The following is a 17,164-nucleotide window of genomic DNA, read 5'->3' as shown; positions in this document are numbered from 1 at the left end:
AAAATGATATCGCATTTGTCATTAATGATTTAGTAGAGAGTATTCCTGAAGAGGCTTTTCAAAATTTTCTTCGTAAAAGAGCGTCCTTCTTATCATTCTCGCATGATGTTGAAAATCATTTTATGTGCATATTCCCAATCTGTGTTTTCTGGTAGAAAAATTGAAGCACTTCTTAAAGACAGTATTCGTATGATGTGGCTTGCACAAGGTTATGAGCCAAGCTATCGAACAATCAATCGTTTTCGAGTGGATCCAGATGTAAAAGATTTATTACGTCAATTATTCGTCCAATTTCGTTGTCAATTAGTTGAAGAGAAAGTCATTGATAATAAAGAAATATTTATTGATGGAACAAAAATTGAAAAGCACTTTTTTAATTTACCTGACTATATCGTCGCTGATGCTGGCTATGGTAGTGAACAAAATTGTCATGATGTTTTAGAAAATCGAAAACCCGACACCTCTTATTACATATAACAGTTATAGGAAAGAACAGAAAAGAAAATATTAGAGACATTTAAGATGGACAACTGAGAATACAAAGAAGAGCATGATGATTATGTATGTCCGATCGGAAAAAAATTAACTTTTCAACACTTTTCCAATCGTACAGATCGTTATGGATTTACAAGGAATTTTAAGGTATATCAATCTGAAAATTGTAACCCATTACGCTCTTATTGCATGAAGCGAAAGAGGGAACAATCGAGAAAAACGGGAACAGAAAAAAGAATATATCAGAACCAAGCTTTTGGACGAAGAAACTGGAGACATTTATAAAAAACGTAAAATAAATGTTGAACCAGTTTTTGGATTCCTAAAGGCTAATTTGTCATTCTCTCGATTTTCCGTCAGTGGAAAATTAAAAGTAGAAAATGAATGAGCATTTGCATTAATGGAGGTAAACTTATGAAAGTATAGCGCAAAAATACAACATAATAATAATCAAAACAATCCGAAACAAAAGAGAAATTGCGGAAACGACATTGAAATGTTGTTTCCGCAATTTCTCTCATTTAAGACTGGATTTGTCCCAGCCCCGTTCTACTAAGATGGAGCATATCGGGCTTGAACCGATGACCTCCTGCATGCCATGCAGGCACTCTCCCAACTGAGCTAATGCCCCATATCTAATGTAATGCAATCGATTTATATTATATAATGTCATAGGAATTTTTGCAAGGGGCATTCATTAAACGTATCTGTTTATTAATTTTTTACACTTATGTTCTTACTCAACAACTTAGTTAAATCAAATCTTCTTTTCCAAATTATGTTTGTTTTATAAGGAAGATAAAAAAATTAATCGTTTATCTTTTCTGCAATATTTAAAACGTTTTCTCGATCTGCCCCAGCAACTGTAAATAATTTTTTCTCTGTAATGATTTGTAACTCGCAAATTCTTGATTCTGATTCATGTAAAATAGCGACATGCCCATTAATAGTTAACTCTTCTACTGTGTTAGAAGGAAACCAGCCTTTTACTTCATCTGTAAATTTAGAAATGTTAATGCCATTTGTATATGTTGTTTCTGATACTAAAATATCGTTTTCTTCTGTTCGGTGCCATGCTCTTATGTTTTTTGATTCCGAATCCGCAGTTGCTATATACTCAGGCTGACTGTCATTCACTAAAAAAGCTTGCGGTTCATCATTTATTTGATAAGGAATATCTAAATTAGCAATTTCCTCTTCCGACGGTTTATACGTTCTAAATTCTTGAACGATTTTATCGGATGATTCTGAGTCAGTTTGTAATTCTTCTTCAGTGTCCATGCTAGTATTGTCTTGCTCTGAAGTAGATTCAGATTGATCATTGAAAGCAAATCCTAAAGTAACGCCACATAGAGCAAAGACAGTTAGGACTGACAGTATAAAAACCAAAATTATGGTCAACAGCTCCAGTAGCTGTTTGATAATCCGTCGCCCATAAATCTGATTGCACAGCCCCTACAAAACCACCAGATGACCCAAGACCAACAGTTGCCCAAGTCGATTTATCTCGAAAATTATAAGTGGCTGCTGAGATACTACTTAAACTTGTAACAGATACTATAATAGCTATGAATATAGCAAAGATGTACTTTTGATTTTTATTTATTTTTAACTCTTCCCAAATAATGAATTACGTATCATTTTATTATGAAATTTGTTTACAATATTTTATACAATATAATTCCCTGCAATTATTACCTCTCTAGCGTTTGGCTATCTACTCGTTTTCAACTGTTTTTCATGTAGTTTACATTTAGTAGAAAAATCTACCAAGTGCTATATTACAAAGGGAAGGCGGACGTTCACTTCACCTTAAAAGCGGAATACGTGAAAATAGTCCTTCGCCTAGCACAGTATGAATATTTAATCGCAATCCATACAAAATAATCGCCAGTCTGAGGAGTACTTTTGAAGAAAAGGTAATGCCCGTTCGGAGTTGTTCAGGATATCCGAATAAAAGATTATAAATAAAAGCAATGATAATAGCAGATGCAAGTTGACCAACATAAGAGAATCCAGGGATAAAGGTTAGTAAATAGCCGAAAAAGGCAATTAAAAATGTAAACAAAACACCATCTATCCATCTACCAGTTGGTGATGATAAAGGGTGTTTTTTTATTTGTTCTTTATAAGTCATTGATGACACCTCCAATTCATACGATAAAGGAGTTTTATAGATAAATAAAATAAATCATTGTTATAATAACAATAAGTAAAATGATATAATAAAGAAAAATAAGAAAGAGTGAAAGCGTGGATCTGCAATTAGAAGTGTTTGTAACTGTTGTCGAGGAACAAAACTTTACCCGTGCTGCAGAAAAATTGCATATGACACAACCAGCAGTCAGTCAATATATTCGTCAGTTTGAAAACGATATAGGAACACGGTTATTAGAACGGACGAATAAATATGTTCGGCTAAATAAAGCAGGTGATATCGTTTACCATCATGCAAAGCAAATTCTTGGCTTATATACGAATATGCAGCATCTTATTGACGATTTAATTCATCAAACAAAAGGCTCGTTATCAATTGGTGCCAGCTATACATTTGGGGAATATGTGTTGCCAAAACTTATTGCTCAATTAAAAGAAGCATATCCGGATATTGAGCCATCGATTATGATCGGTAATACAGCGACAATTGCTGATTTGGTTAATCGTCATCAATTAGATATTGGAATTGTTGAAGGTCGTTTCAAAGATCAATCACTACAAGAAGAGAAATTCGCTAAAGACGATATGTATATTGTTGCTTCATCCAACCATAGATTCGCCAAGTCCGGTAGAACCATTACAAAACAGGATCTACAAGATGAAATTTGGGTCATAAGGGAACCTGGATCAGGAACACGTGAAGCAACGTTAAAGATGTTAGAAGAAATAGGTGTGAAACCAAAACACCATGTTTATTTTAGTAGCACACAGTCCATTAAACACGCTGTTGAAGCAGGACTAGGTGTGACATTATTATCGAAATGGGCTGTACAGAAAGAGCTGAAGTATGGTGACTTAAAAATCATTCCAGTACAAGGTTTACCATTTAGACGTGTTTTTTCAATGATTACGAAATCACCTTTTCAGACAAAGGCATTAGAGGTCTTTATGGATATCGTTCGTTATCATACTTTATTATATATGAATGATTATTCTTAACAGAGACTATATAGGAGATTTACACAAAAATAACAAAAACAATATATAATAACGTTATATGCATTTTATTTTACATGATTGCAATCATAATGATAGGTTAATCCTAATGATAAGGAAAATAAAATAAGTTTTACATTAGAGAGCGATTCGCAAATGTAAACAATAAATTTATAAGCGTTTTCAATGAATGAACAACAAGGGGATGTTAACACGTGAAATTAACAACGGTTGGTTTTTGGGGCGCATACCCACGTGCTAATGAAGCGACATCTTGTTATTTAGTACAAGATGAGGATACACGCATTGTATTAGATTGCGGCAGTGGCGCATTATCACGTCTACAAAACTATGTACAACTTAACGAGCTAGATGCGGTGTTCATTAGTCATACACATGCAGACCATATTGCTGATATTTATTGTTTAGAATATGCGATGTTCGTCCAAAGACAATTAGGAAATAGAAAGACGCCGTTAGATGTATATATTTATACTGATGAACTAAATACATTAACATTTTCATACCCAGAAGCATTGAATGTCCAACAAATTCACGTAACCGATAACATTCAGGTTGGTTCATTATCGGTTACGTTCTCGGAAAATGTGCACGATATTCCATGTTGCTCTATGAAAATTACGAACCGAATGGGACAAACACTTGTTTATTCAGGGGATACTGGCTATACCGACTCTCTTATTCAGTTTGCAAAGGGAGTAAATGTACTGCTTATTGAATGTAGTTTGTATAAGAAGCAACAAGGTCTTTTTACGGGGCATCTGGCAAGTAATGAAGTTGGAAAAATAGCACAGCAAGCAAATGTTGAACAAGTTGTTTTAACTCACTTTCCACATTACGGTCATTTAGACCAATTAAAAGAAGAAGTTTGTCAGTTTTTTAATAAGAAAGTTTATGATGCGAAAGAAGGATTTTCCATCACAATATAATTGGGGGATGTAATCAATGAAAAACATAGTAAAAATCATCTTACTCACTGTGTTTGCTTCTCTTGTTATGATTGGTTGCTCTGATGATTCTAACTCTTCTAAGTCTGATTCAAAAGAAAAGGTAACTAAAGAGGGCGGTACTGTTCGAATTGCAATGAGTACAGAAATAGATCATTTAGATCCTTATTTATCAGCTGCAACAGATACGGCATCCATGATGGATAATGTGTTTGACGGATTACTTGATACAGATGAATCAGGCCAACTGATTCCAGCATTAGCTAAAGAATATGAAATTTCTAATGATGGGCTGACATATACATTCTGGCTAAATGAGGGTGTTCTATTTCATGACGGATCAGAGTTAACTGCCGAGGATGTCGTTTATTCTTATGAGAAATTAGCAGGATTAAATGGAGAGGAGCCACTTTCATCTAAGTTCGAAGTAGTCAAGAGCGTTGAGGCAACATCGGATTATGAAGTTGTCGTCACATTAAAGGAGAAAGATTCTGCTTTTTTAGCACGAAATATTGTTGCTATTGTACCAAAAGATTATGAGCAACAAAGCACAAAACCAATTGGTGCAGGTCCGTTTAAATTTAAGGCGTATAAAGTTGGACAAGAACTTATTTTAGTCAAGAACGAAGATTATTACCAAAAAGATAAAGTGCCTAAAATTGATGAAGTTCAGTTTAAAATTATGTCAGACCAAGAATCGGCTATTTTAGCGATGCAAGCGGGGGATATTGATGTTATTCCAGGTATCACGGCACAAGGGCTTAATCAATTGGGTGATTCTGTTGAAACGGTAAGCGGCCCACAGAATATGGTTCAATTAATGGCGATGAATCATGATGTCGAACCGTTTAATGATGTTCGTGTTCGTCAAGCGATTAATTATGCGATTGATAAAGATGTCATTATTGAAACGGTAGCAGAAGGAAAAGGAACAAAGTTAGGTTCGAATATGAGTCCAGCCATGGCAATATATTATGAAGAAGGTTTAGAGGATTATTACACATATGATATTGAAAAAGCAAAACAACTATTAAAAGAAGCGGGATATGAAGATGGTTTTACAATGGAATTAACCGTCCCATCTGATTATCAATTTCATGTTGATACAGCACAAGTGATTGCAGAGCAATTAAAAGACATTAATATTCATACAGAGATTAAACAAATTGATTTTAGTACGTGGTTAGAAAACGTTTATAATAATCGTAAATATGAAACGACGATTGTCGGTTTTACTGGTAAGCTCGAACCATTTGAGGTACTCGGTCGCTATGTAAGTGATTATCATAAAAACTTTATGAACTTTAACAATGATGATTTCGATGCGTTAATTAAACAAGCAACTGCTGAAACGAATAAGGAGAAGATGGCAGCTTTATATAAAAAAGCACAAATCATTTTAACGGAAGAAGCCGCAGCGGTATTTATTATGGATCCTGATCGAACGATTGCAATGAGAGAGAATCTTAAAGGCTTTAAAATGTATCCGATACAAAAATTCAATTTAGAAGATCTTCTCTTTATAGAGTAAATAAAGGGGAATTCCTATTGCGTTATATTATCTATAAGTTGTCTACTTTTATTGTCACTATTGCACTCGTATCTCTCATTGTCTTTAGTGTCTTTCAAGTGCTTCCGGGTAGGCCAGCTCAAACGATTCTTGGGATAGATGCCGACGAACAACAAGTTGCTCAACTAGAAAAGGAACTCGGTTTAGATCAATCATTGTGGGAACAGTATATAAGTTGGATATCCGGTCTTTTTTCTGGTGATTTGGGTGAGTCTCTAAAGTATCAACAACCTGTGATAGATATTTTGTTAGACAGAATTCCAGTCACCTTTTCACTTGCTATGTTGTCCATTGTTTTGACTGCTTTAATCGGTATTCCGTTAGGGATTTTTATTGCCCGAACGGATGGAAAATGGGTGTCTACCATTTTATCAATGCTTACTCAATTAGGAATTGCGATTCCGTCTTTTTGGTTTGGTTTCATACTGATTCTTTTATTTTCAGTTACGTTTAAATTGTTCCCATCAAATAGTTATGTTCCATGGTCGGAGGATTTTTTTGGTGCGCTACAGTCTTTCTTTTTACCCGCATTAGCATTAGCATTATCGAATATTGCGATAATGATTCGCTATTTACGAAATACGATACTAGATCAAATGAAAATGGACTATGTCCGTACAGCTAAATGTAAAGGGCTAAGTGAACGTTGGATCGTTTATCGACATATTTTACGAAACGCTTTTATACCGATTTTAACGATATTTGGCATGATTATTGCTGATACTTTAGGGGGAAGTATCATTATTGAAAATGTGTTTAGTCTTCCCGGTTTAGGAAGTCTATTAATTCAATCGATTTCAGCGAGAGATTTTCCACTTGTTCAGTCTATGGTGCTATATATTGCTGTACTTGTCGTATTTATAAATTTTCTTGTGGACTTGCTTTATAAAGTAATTGATCCACGCATTCGACTGAAGGGGTGATGATGATGAAAAGAAGAAAAAGCATCCCTTTTCACATAGGTCTGACTATCGTTATGTTGTTGTTCCTTATGATGCTGATTAGCCTGTTTTATACACCGTATGATCCAAATATGATGCAAACAAACGCTCGTCTTGCGAAACCATCTTTAGAGCATTTATTTGGAACGGATAATTTTGGGCGGGATATATTAAGTCGCATGATGCAGGGATCACAAACGGCTTTTTTAATTGGAATATCTTCTGTTTCTGTCGGTTTGTTTTTTGGCTTTCTAATAGGAGCATGTGCAGGTTATTTTGGTGGCTGGATTGATGAGTTATGCATGCGGTTTATTGATGCATTAATGGCTTTTCCTGGTATTTTATTAGCGATTATGCTCATCACAGTTTTCGAACCTGGCATAAAAAATACGATTCTTGCTCTCGGTATGATGAGTGTTCCGACATTTGCGCGTATTATTCGTAGTAGCTTCATGCAAACGAAACAGTTCGATTATGTCAAGGCGAGTAAAGCGAAAGGTGCAGGGTCAATCCATATCATATTTAAACATATATTACCGAATATCGTATCACCGATTCTTGTTGCAGCAACATTAAGTTTTTCGGGAACGATTTTAGCAGAAGCTGGTTTAAGTTATTTAGGATTAGGTGTGCAACCACCAGATCCAAGTTGGGGTCGAATGTTAAAAGAAGCCCAACCCTATATTGCTACAGCACCATGGTATGTCATTATTACTGGTACAATGATTACATTAATGGTACTCGGCTTTAATTTACTAGGTGATGGTATACGTGATCAGCAAGATAAAAAGAGCTAGGAGGTACGTGTGATGGTAGAACCGATTTTAGATGTAAAAGATTTAGATGTCTCATTTACTTTTCCAGACGGTCAATATAAAGCGATTGACTCATTATCTTTTACAGTTCACTCAAATGAAGTAGTCGGAATTGTAGGTGAATCTGGTTGCGGCAAAACACTTACTTCTTTAGCAATCATGGGTATGTTACCAGACAATGCCTCTATTACGAATGGCTCGATTTGCTTTCGTCACAAGCGTCATCTTGTTAGTCTTTCTGAAAAGGAATGGCAAAGCATTCGTGGAAGAGCCATTTCTATGATTTTTCAAGAACCAATGACGGCATTAAATCCAGTCTATCCAGTTGGAAAGCAGATTTCAGAAGTTTTAATTAAACATACGAAACAATCACGGAAAGCGATCAAAGAACAGACGATTCAATTAATGAAGCAGGTTGGTTTGCCACGAGCGGAAGCGTTGTACCATTCATATCCGCATCAATTATCAGGTGGTATGAGACAACGGATTGTTATTGCGATGGCTCTAATTGGTGAACCAGACTTAATCATTGCTGATGAGCCGACGACTGCCTTAGATGTAACGATACAATCACAAATTATTCAGTTGTTTCGTAAGTTGAAACAAGAGAAAAAGGTGTCTATGCTATTTATTTCGCATGATTGGGGCGTTTTAAGTCAAGTATGTGATCGTGTCCTTGTCCTTTATGCAGGGCAACTTGTTGAGACAGGACCGATTTCTCGTCTGGTCGACGAGCCACTTCACCCTTATACGAAAGGGCTTATCCGCTCCATACCAGACCGTGCCAAACGAGGTGAACCCTTATATACGATTCCAGGAAGGGTTCCACCATTAAAAGAACGCCATCGTGGTTGTCCATTTTATGATCGGTGTCGAGAACGTATGGAAATATGCCGAACCGTTCGTCCTAAAACAGTGAATATAAAAGAACAAATGGTTCAATGTCATCTTTATACGGAAGAAATGGATGTGCCATCATCATGATTGAAGTAAAAAATCTTTATAAATATTATCACATGCCTCGGAAGAAGTTTTTTTCTAAAGAGACGTCTATTAAAGCGGTTAATGGCGTTAGTTTTACATTACGTAAAGGAGAAACATTTGGCCTTGTTGGTGAAAGTGGTAGTGGTAAATCGACAACGGGAGAAATCATTGTTCAATTAATAAAGCAAACGAGTGGTCAAGTGTTATATAAGGGAAAAGATGTTTCTAAGTTTAACGCATTACAGCTGAAAGTATGGCGGAGAAAAGTCCAGATTGTTTTTCAGGACCCTTATGCGTCATTGAATCCGAAGAAAACGGTTCAATGGATTTTACGCGAGCCGTTGATCATTCATAAAATAGGCAATCGTAGGGAACAGGATAAACGTATCATCGACATGTTACATGATGTTGGTTTAGACGAGTCTTTTTTGAAGCGTTATCCACATGAGTTAAGTGGTGGTCAAAGACAGCGTGTTGTCATAGCAGCAGCACTTATTTTACATCCGGAATTCGTTGTCATTGATGAAGGGGTTTCTGCGCTTGATGTATCGGTTCAAGCGCAGATTTTAAATCTCTTAAAAGCATTACAGAAAAAATATCGCTTAACTTATTTATTTATCTCACATGATTTGAATGTTGTGCAATATTTTTGTGATCGGATTGCTGTCATGTACTTAGGGGAAATTGTCGAAATGGGAACAGTGTCTGACTTAGATGAACCGAAACATCCTTATACAAAAGCTTTGTTTTCATCTATTCCAACTCGTGACGTGAATACAAGCGAAACGGTATTAAGTGGTGAAGTCCCAAGTGCGAGCGCCATTCCTGAGGGGTGCCCGTTTCATACACGTTGCCCGTTTGTTCAGGAAAGATGCAAACATGAAAAACCAGTTAAACATGAGCTTACAACGGAGCATACGGTTCGTTGCCACTTATATGATTAGCTTATATACAAACAAAACAATCCCGTCATTTTTTATGAGTGACGGGATTGTTTATTTAATAAGTGCTTTACTTTTAGGATATTAATATTTGAACGAACAAATAAACAAATAATGCAGAAATCGATAAGAACAATGTTAACAAAAGCCATTTCATACTTTTTTCTGATGTTTTTTTGTTAGAATAGTTTCCTCTCATTCCAGATGCAGGTGACATCCTGACTGTTCGTTCAGCGGGTATAATGGTACCAATAATCCCTACAATAATTGGGATCAGTCCTGTTGCTAAAATAAACGGTAGCTCTGTCATTAGGATGTCCTGATACATGAAAATAATGAGCATCAATGCGAGACTAAGACCAATCATCGCTGCGAATAAGCCACTGAACAAGCCTTCCATCCAAATGAGAAGGCGGATAGAACCATTTCGCCAGCCAAGTGTTTTTAATAACGCTATTTCTTCTTGACGTTCACTTATATTTTGCCACATGATTTCAGCGACAGTTAAGACAGCAATCATGAGTGATACAATAACCGCTATATAATGACGGGGCCCAATTTCTAAGGCGACATATTGTCCGAGCCATGTTAAATACATCATGCCTCGTAAATGAAAGGTGATAAATAAAAAGATAGTGAGTAAGGTGGTCGGTAAGGCAATCTCTATAATCGAGAGAACATTTCGTTTCCATTTGCCAATCAAATGATTCCACGCCATGGAAATGATTCCCTTTGATTTCATAAACCGTTTGCTCGTTTTAGAAATCTCCCCTGTCTGTAATGTTTCATACGGTTCTATTTTTTGTGTGAAGACAGCTGGAATAATGGCCCCAAGTATGTAAATCATAAAGCCAATTAACCCAGTCAAAAGGAATCGCGTCGGATTTAAAGTGGCTTCTTCATAAATATAAATAAATCCTAGGATGACCCAAGATACAAACGCAACGAAACTACCAATTATTGCCGACTCAATAAAGATTAATTGACGTAATTGTTGTGGACGCCAACCAACGGATTGTAGCACGGCGAACTCTTTCCGCCGAGCGAGTACTGATACAAAGCTTGAAGCCCAAACGTAAATAATGGCAACGGCCATGATGCAGAAAATAAGCATAGAGAAGCCCATTTTCGCTTCACGAAAGATTGTGATTGACGAGTAAAGCCGAATCCAAGGTTGTTGGAACCAACCGAGTTCTTCTTGACCATCTACTTGAGGTACATGGACTAACGTTGGTTGTGGGGACGAACCTAACGTGATATCTGTTATGAGCCCTGTTTTTTGTTCAATCTTTTTAGCTACTTTTTCAATCATTGCTTGGCTGTCTTCAGATAAATCTCTTGCTTCCGACACTTTAATGCGAATGGCCGAGATCGGTTTATCTCCTAAAAGGTATTCAGCTGCATCAAGTGTCGTTAACATTGTCGGTGGATTAGCTAAGTAACCGAATGGATCATAAGTTGGTTTTAATATTTGTGGTGGGTTAATCGGCTGTTTTTTCCCATCTAATACGAGTTCAGCCGAAGCTGGACGATACGTTTCCATTGGTAGTTCATTTGTCGGGTCTTTTGATATATTTACTTTTTCCGCATCATAAAATCCAATCCAGATTGGTTTCATTCTTGGAAATCCACCCGCGTTGGCAAATTCAGGTGCAAATGGTCGACGAAACGTTGTATATTCTCCTTCCTTGAAACTGTCTTTAAAGCTGTCTGTAAATGTGCGTATACGATAGGCAAACGGCCACTTTTCTGGAAATGGACTTGAAACATCATCATATTCTAGGGGGCTTGCAAAACTTACTAAAAATAAATCGTCCATCTGAAAAGGGTTATGTTTATTTTTTGTAATATTTTCCGATACCGGTTCTCCTGTCTGGTGATCAATTCCAGCAATACTATTAATCATTTGTGAGAAAAGTTCTTGTTCATCATGTTCATATGTAGTGACGGTATTTCCTTTCAGACTGTTTAAATAGTTCTTGCCCCCTTTTTGGTCAATATCTTCTAGCGTTTTTAAAGCTGTGTTCGAATCAAATGGGATATCAAGCTTTTCTATATGATAGTGTATCTCTTGGTCAGCGAATGAATGGGTATTAATAATGACGGGAAAGGAAGTGATATGTTGTTCTTCTACCTCATCCACTGCTCCGCCATCATCTCCAGGTTCGATCACGGGTTCATGTCGCGCCTTATCTTCTGCTGTGAAATATCTACTATTTCCTACCGGAAGAATGGCTTTATCGATTCCAATTAATTGTGCTTCTTGTTCTGGGTCGATTGCAGCGAGTAACATGGATCGCATTAAGTACATATGATTGGACCAGTTCATATAAGTAAGTGGTATATTTTTATCCAGTGCTTCGTTGACATATTGTTCCCATCTACCACCAGGAATATATGATGTGTATACGTCTTCTGTTTTTCGAATGCCATCATCGTTTATTCTTTTTTCGGTTACCCGATAGATTCCATCTTCATTAAATGTAAGGGATTCGAGATAGAGTGAATAATCCGTATATCCAATCATTGAGATTGGAGCGGCGATATCAATATGTTCCATCGCTTTAATTTGTTCATATTGCTCTAAACTAATCCCGCCGTTAATCCCGCTTAAAAAGTTCGGATCTAATAAATTGTTTTCTTCAGTTTCACTTCGTGTATTTGGAGGACGAACGACAATATCATAGGATGAAGACCATCTTTTTTGTAATTCATCCACGATAGTTGTCTTATTTGTATCTAACATACCAACAAGATAGGATAAACCACTACTAATGATTAATGCTCCTATAATAAGGAGAATCAATCGTTCTTTCCTTCGCCACCAATTTTGCCAAATAAAACGAACCATACATAATCACCCACTTATTCAATGATATCTCACAAGGTCAATACTCATTATAGCTATCTTTAATTTTATGTAGAGATCTAAATTTATTGTATATTGTTTTTCTTATAATTCAAGTTAATTAGAAATTAAATAAAATTGCATTTAATTTTAAGGATAAATAGATTTGTGTCGTTTATGTTAATATTTATGTAACTAACGATTTACTTAAAATACGTATGAAAAATGGAATGAAAGTGGGGGTAAAAAAGGTGAAAAACAAAAAAGGCGATTCACGCTTCCAAATAGCGCATCGTGAAGCACTTATTGGGGTAGGACTTGTTATCTTTAATTTTATATGGTGGTTTGGCTTTGCTTATGGGTTAGGTCATAAAGATCCATCTCAATATACATATGTTCTCGGTTTACCGGCATGGTTCTTTTATAGTTGTGTCGTCGGCTTGATTGTGATGGTCGTTCTTGTCACATTTATTGTGAAGAGATATTTTGTTGAAGTGCCGTTAGATGATGAAGGGAAGGTAGACGAATGAATGGGCAAGCGCTTTTTCCAATGATTTTAATGTTAATCATAATGTTTGGAATCGGAATATGGGCGAGTCGCTCGATTCGTTCATCGACGAATTTTTTACAAGATTATTTTCTCGGTGGACGAAGTTTAGGTGGATTTATTTTAGCCATGACGATGACGGCGACGTATGGAAGTGCGAGTAGTTTTATCGGTGGACCTGGTGTTGCCTATACACAAGGTTTAGGTTGGGTGTTGCTTGCGATGTCACAAGTGGCCACAGGCTATTTTGTGTTAATGATTCTTGGGAAGAAGTTTTCCATTATGGCGAGACGTTACGAAGCGGTCACACTTGTCGACTTTTTAAAAGAGCGGTATCAGTCTAAGTGGGTAGTTTTATTGTCTTCTTTTAGTATTATTGTTTTTCTATTTTCGGCTATGGCAGCGCAATGGATTGGTGGGGGTCGACTGATTGAATCATTAACTGGCCTATCTTATACGAGTGCTCTATTCATATTCGCTATATCTGTCCTCGTTTATGTTGTTATCGGTGGTTTTCGTGCAGTTGCTGTGACGGATGCTGTCCAAGGAGCGATTATGTTTATTGGAACATTGATCCTTTTAATCGCTGTTATGATCGCAGGTGGTGGTGTCTCGAACATTATTAACGATTTATATACTGAAAATCCCAATCTGATTACACCATTTGGTGCGGCGGGTGATTTATCACCAGCATTTGTCTCGTCTTTTTGGATTTTAGTCGGGGTTGGTGTTGTCGCATTACCGCAAATAGCGGTACGAGCGATGTCCTATAAAGATTCAAAATCGATGCACCGAGCCATTATCATTGGGACGATTGTTGTCGGATTTATTATGTTAAATATGCATTTAATTGGTGTCTTTGCGCGGCCAATCTTACCTGGTATTGATGTTCCTGATAAAGTGATGCCGTTAATTGCACTAGAGACGATGCCAGCTTGGCTTGCAGGGATCGTCCTTGCTGCACCAATGGCAGCCATTATGTCAACTGTTGATTCATTATTATTACTCGTTAGTTCTTCAGTTGTAAAAGATGTTTATTTAAACTATATCCGTCCAAATGCCTCACCGAAAAAGATAAAAACAATGAGTATCGGGGTTACAGCTATACTAGGTATTATCGTTTTCTTATTTGCACTTGATCCCCCAGACTTAATTATTTGGTTAAATCTTTTTGCTTTCGGTGGACTGGAAGCGGCGTTTATCTGGCCGATTGTGATGGGGCTTTATTGGAAGAAAGGGAATAAGTATGGTGCGCTCGCTTCGATGATTGTTGGTATCGGTTCGTATATTGTCTTTGATTGGTTAAAAATCCAACCATTTGGTATGCATGTTGTTGTACTGCCTGTTTTATTGTCATTTGTGACCTATGTATGTGTGAGTTTATTAAAGCAACCGGCAATGAAGGCGTCTTAATACAGGCTAGTAGGAGGGAATTGAATGTCGCACATCATTTTATTTGATGGTGATTGTCATTTTTGTAATCAGAGTGTGCAATTTATTATAAAGCGTGATAAGAAAGGGCGATATACATTTGCTTCCTTACAAAGTGAGGTCGGTCAGACATTATTAACAACATATGGTGTGCCTAAAGAAACCGATAGCCTTGTGTTAATAAAGAATAACCGTTATTATCTTGAATCATCTGCTGTTTTACATATTTGTCGGCATTTAACAGGCTTGTGGAAATTGTTGACGATATGCTTGGTTATACCGCCTGCTATGCGGAATAGCATATATCGTGTGATGGCTAAAAATCGCTATCGCTGGTTTGGCAAGCGAAAAAGTTGTCAATTATTTACGGAGGAAATGAGAGAGCGATTTTTAGATTTGTGAAATCTAACTAAAGTCTGATGTGAATTTCCAAAAAACACCAGGAGCTCCTGATATGAACTCCGGTGTTTTTGTTATTTAAACGTTTTGCTTCATATGTTTTTTAGCGAACTGTAAAAAATACTCTAACATATCTGGGTTGCTTAATGATCCTTTATTGACTACTTTATGGATGTCATGTCCCATTAGGATTCGTTTAACAGGAATTTCTAGTTTTTTACCATTTAATGTTCTAGGTATATCCGGTGCTTGAAATATATCTGTTGGGACATGTCGTGGTGAACATTGTGTTCGGATTTGATGGTTAATTTTATTTTTAATATCTTCTGTTAATTCATGGCCTTCTTTCATAATGACAAATAGTGGCACAAATGAATCTCCACTATGAAGTGGAATATCAACGATTAAGCTATCTTCTACTTCTTTAACAAGATCAACGGCACGATAAATTTCACTCGTTCCGATTCTAATTCCACCGCGGTTAATTGTAGCATCAGAACGTCCGTAAATAATGCAAGAACCGCGTTCGGTAATTTTTATATAATCTCCATGTCGCCATATTCCTGGAAACATATCGAAATAACTTTCCTGAAGTTTTGACCCGTCTGTATCATTCCAGAAAAATATCGGCATGGCAGGAAATGGCGCGGTCATAACTAATTCACCAATGTCATCAATTTTTGATTCACCGGCTATATTATAACTCTCAATTTTAGCTCCTAACCCTCGACATTGGAGTTCACCTGCATGAACAGGTAAAATTGGTACACCTAATATGAAGGCTGTACATACATCTGTTCCACCGCTTGCTGAAGCAATCCATAAGTCTTCCTTGACATGGTCATAACACCATTGATATGCTTCAGGTGGCAAAGGAGATCCTGTTGAACTAATATTTTTTAAATGACTTAAATCATATGTTTTGCCTGGAGATATACCAGACTTCATACAACTAGTAAGATAGCTCGCACTTGTTCCGAATACAGTCATCTTTGTTTCTTCGGCAAAACGCCAAAGCATATCAGTATCCGGATAAGCGGGATGACCATCGTATAAAATAATTGAACTTCCTCCAAGTAAACCACCGACTAAGAAATTCCACATCATCCATCCTGTCGTCGTGAACCAAAAGAAGCGGTCCCCTTCTGATAAATCTGTATGCAGGACCGTTGCTTTTAAATGTTCAAGCAACATACCACCTTGGCTATGAACGATAGGCTTTGGCATACCTGTTGTTCCAGATGAAAATAAAACCCAGAGTGGGTCATTAAATTCGACATATTCATATGTGAGAGAATCATGATTGATAGAGATGGCGTCACCCCATCGTATTGGATTTTTTAATGAGTCAAATGCTACTTCCTGATCAAGATACGGGATACCTATTGTTGCTTCAAGCATAGGTAACTCTTTCTGGATTTGTTCAATTACAGGTATCCGGTTGAAATATTTCCCACCATAACGATAGCCGTCTATTGTAATCATCACTTTTGGTTCAATTTGTTTAAAGCGATCAATAACACTATGTGTACCAAAGTCCGGGGAGGCACTCGACCAAATAGCACCTAAACTAGCAACTGCTAGAAATGATACAACCGATTCGTAAATGTTTGGCACATATGAAACAACACGGTCGCCTTTTTTAACACCAAGTTGTTTTAAAGTTTGTTGTAAAGCGCTCGTATCTTTATATAGTTTTTTCCATGTTACATGTGTTGTGTCACGTAATTCGGATGCATGAATAATGGCGATATCTTCTGCTTTTCGATTTTTAAAAATATGTTCTGTATAATTTATTGTTGCCCCTGTGAACCACTTTGCTCCAGGCATGTCGAATGATGATAAAACAGAGGTGTAAGGTGCTTTTGATTGAATGCCAAAGTACTCCCATATAGACTCCCAGAAATCTTCTAAATGTTCAACTGACCACGTCCATAGGGAATGATAGTTTGTAAACTGTAACCCTTTTTTCTCTTGTAACCAAGTCATATACTTTGTTATATTCGCTTCATTTTTCCATTTCTCTCCAGGTTGCCAAAGTAATTTACCTTCTTCTACACGTTGCATATAAT

14 protein-coding genes, 1 tRNA gene and 2 pseudogenes are annotated in these 17,164 nt (G+C 36.8%); 12 read left to right on the top strand and 5 right to left on the bottom strand.

Going from position 1 to position 17,164, the window contains the following annotated elements; all coding sequences use genetic code 11:
- Together HNQ35_RS14595 and HNQ35_RS14590 are read left to right on the top strand one after the other, a co-directional pair.
- Positions 1 to 363: pseudogene (locus HNQ35_RS14595) on the top strand (transposase); the annotation flags it as partial.
- A 388-nt stretch (positions 364 to 751) separates the two neighbouring features.
- Positions 752 to 883, top strand: coding sequence for a transposase (locus HNQ35_RS14590; protein WP_443092652.1), 132 nt, complete (start codon positions 752 to 754; stop codon positions 881 to 883).
- A gap of 170 nt (positions 884 to 1,053) precedes the next feature.
- Here the strand turns inward: HNQ35_RS14590 and HNQ35_RS10820 are convergent.
- The 3 genes and pseudogenes from HNQ35_RS10820 to HNQ35_RS10810 all read right to left on the bottom strand — a co-directional run.
- Positions 1,054 to 1,126: transfer RNA gene (locus tag HNQ35_RS10820), tRNA-Ala, on the bottom strand.
- A gap of 176 nt (positions 1,127 to 1,302) precedes the next feature.
- A complete protein-coding gene (locus tag HNQ35_RS10815; RefSeq protein ID WP_183330152.1) occupies positions 1,303 to 1,896 on the bottom strand; it encodes a hypothetical protein in 594 nt (197 codons plus the stop codon).
- Between the two features lie 433 nt (positions 1,897 to 2,329).
- Positions 2,330 to 2,632 (bottom strand): annotated as a pseudogene (locus HNQ35_RS10810) (putative sulfate exporter family transporter); the annotation flags it as partial.
- A gap of 116 nt (positions 2,633 to 2,748) precedes the next feature.
- Between HNQ35_RS10810 and HNQ35_RS10805 the strand changes: the two are divergent.
- The 7 genes from HNQ35_RS10805 to HNQ35_RS10775 all read left to right on the top strand — a co-directional run bounded on the left by HNQ35_RS10805 (position 2,749) and on the right by HNQ35_RS10775 (position 9,870).
- Positions 2,749 to 3,651: a LysR family transcriptional regulator gene (locus tag HNQ35_RS10805; protein ID WP_146938083.1), complete on the top strand. Its 903-nt coding sequence runs from the start codon at positions 2,749 to 2,751 to the stop codon at positions 3,649 to 3,651.
- A gap of 212 nt (positions 3,652 to 3,863) precedes the next feature.
- A complete protein-coding gene (locus tag HNQ35_RS10800) occupies positions 3,864 to 4,598 on the top strand; it encodes an MBL fold metallo-hydrolase (protein ID WP_146938084.1) in 735 nt (244 codons plus the stop codon).
- Positions 4,599 to 4,614: 16 nt separating this feature from the next.
- Positions 4,615 to 6,147, top strand: a complete 1,533-nt coding sequence (locus HNQ35_RS10795; RefSeq protein ID WP_146938085.1) for an ABC transporter substrate-binding protein — start codon at positions 4,615 to 4,617, stop codon at positions 6,145 to 6,147.
- A 17-nt stretch (positions 6,148 to 6,164) separates the two neighbouring features.
- The gene (locus HNQ35_RS10790; protein WP_146938086.1) at positions 6,165 to 7,109 is read left to right on the top strand and encodes an ABC transporter permease; all 945 of its coding nucleotides are present in this window, start codon (positions 6,165 to 6,167) and stop codon (positions 7,107 to 7,109) included.
- A gap of 5 nt (positions 7,110 to 7,114) precedes the next feature.
- Positions 7,115 to 7,924 (top strand): ABC transporter permease, encoded by an 810-nt coding sequence (locus HNQ35_RS10785; RefSeq protein ID WP_174771675.1) that lies wholly within the window; start codon positions 7,115 to 7,117, stop codon positions 7,922 to 7,924.
- 12 nt (positions 7,925 to 7,936) lie between these two features.
- Entirely contained in the window at positions 7,937 to 8,926 is a 990-nt protein-coding gene (locus HNQ35_RS10780; RefSeq protein ID WP_146938088.1) for an ABC transporter ATP-binding protein, read from the top strand.
- Positions 8,923 to 9,870 (top strand): ABC transporter ATP-binding protein, encoded by a 948-nt coding sequence (locus tag HNQ35_RS10775; RefSeq protein ID WP_146938089.1) that lies wholly within the window; start codon positions 8,923 to 8,925, stop codon positions 9,868 to 9,870. The genes HNQ35_RS10780 and HNQ35_RS10775 overlap by 4 nt, the downstream gene beginning before the upstream one ends.
- A 73-nt stretch (positions 9,871 to 9,943) precedes the next feature.
- Here HNQ35_RS10775 and HNQ35_RS10770 read toward each other — a convergent pair whose 3' ends face one another.
- Positions 9,944 to 12,718 (bottom strand): ABC transporter permease, encoded by a 2,775-nt coding sequence (locus HNQ35_RS10770; protein WP_146938090.1) that lies wholly within the window; start codon positions 12,716 to 12,718, stop codon positions 9,944 to 9,946.
- A 248-nt stretch (positions 12,719 to 12,966) separates the two neighbouring features.
- Between HNQ35_RS10770 and HNQ35_RS10765 the strand changes: the two genes are divergently transcribed.
- The 3 genes from HNQ35_RS10765 to HNQ35_RS10755 are packed head-to-tail and all read left to right on the top strand — an operon-like array spanning position 12,967 to position 15,095.
- Positions 12,967 to 13,245: a YhdT family protein gene (locus HNQ35_RS10765; protein WP_146938091.1), complete on the top strand. Its 279-nt coding sequence runs from the start codon at positions 12,967 to 12,969 to the stop codon at positions 13,243 to 13,245.
- Positions 13,242 to 14,675, top strand: a complete 1,434-nt coding sequence (gene panF / locus HNQ35_RS10760; protein ID WP_146938092.1) for a sodium/pantothenate symporter — start codon at positions 13,242 to 13,244, stop codon at positions 14,673 to 14,675. Before HNQ35_RS10765 ends, panF begins: the two co-directional genes overlap by 4 nt.
- Positions 14,676 to 14,699: 24 nt before the next feature.
- Complete coding sequence (locus tag HNQ35_RS10755; protein WP_146938093.1) at positions 14,700 to 15,095, top strand: thiol-disulfide oxidoreductase DCC family protein; 396 nt, start codon at positions 14,700 to 14,702, stop codon at positions 15,093 to 15,095.
- Positions 15,096 to 15,170: 75 nt separating this feature from the next.
- On the opposite strand, the gene HNQ35_RS10750 is transcribed toward HNQ35_RS10755, so the two are convergent.
- Positions 15,171 to 17,159 (bottom strand): acetoacetate--CoA ligase, encoded by a 1,989-nt coding sequence (locus tag HNQ35_RS10750; protein ID WP_146938094.1) that lies wholly within the window; start codon positions 17,157 to 17,159, stop codon positions 15,171 to 15,173.
- Positions 17,160 to 17,164 lie beyond the last annotated feature (5 nt).

Source organism: Cerasibacillus quisquiliarum, from assembly GCF_014202495.1.
In the GTDB taxonomy this organism is placed as follows: Bacteria; Bacillota; Bacilli; order Bacillales; family Amphibacillaceae; genus Cerasibacillus; species Cerasibacillus quisquiliarum.
Note: the sequence above shows the minus strand (reverse complement) of the source record. Positions and strands in the feature narration are given on the sequence as shown.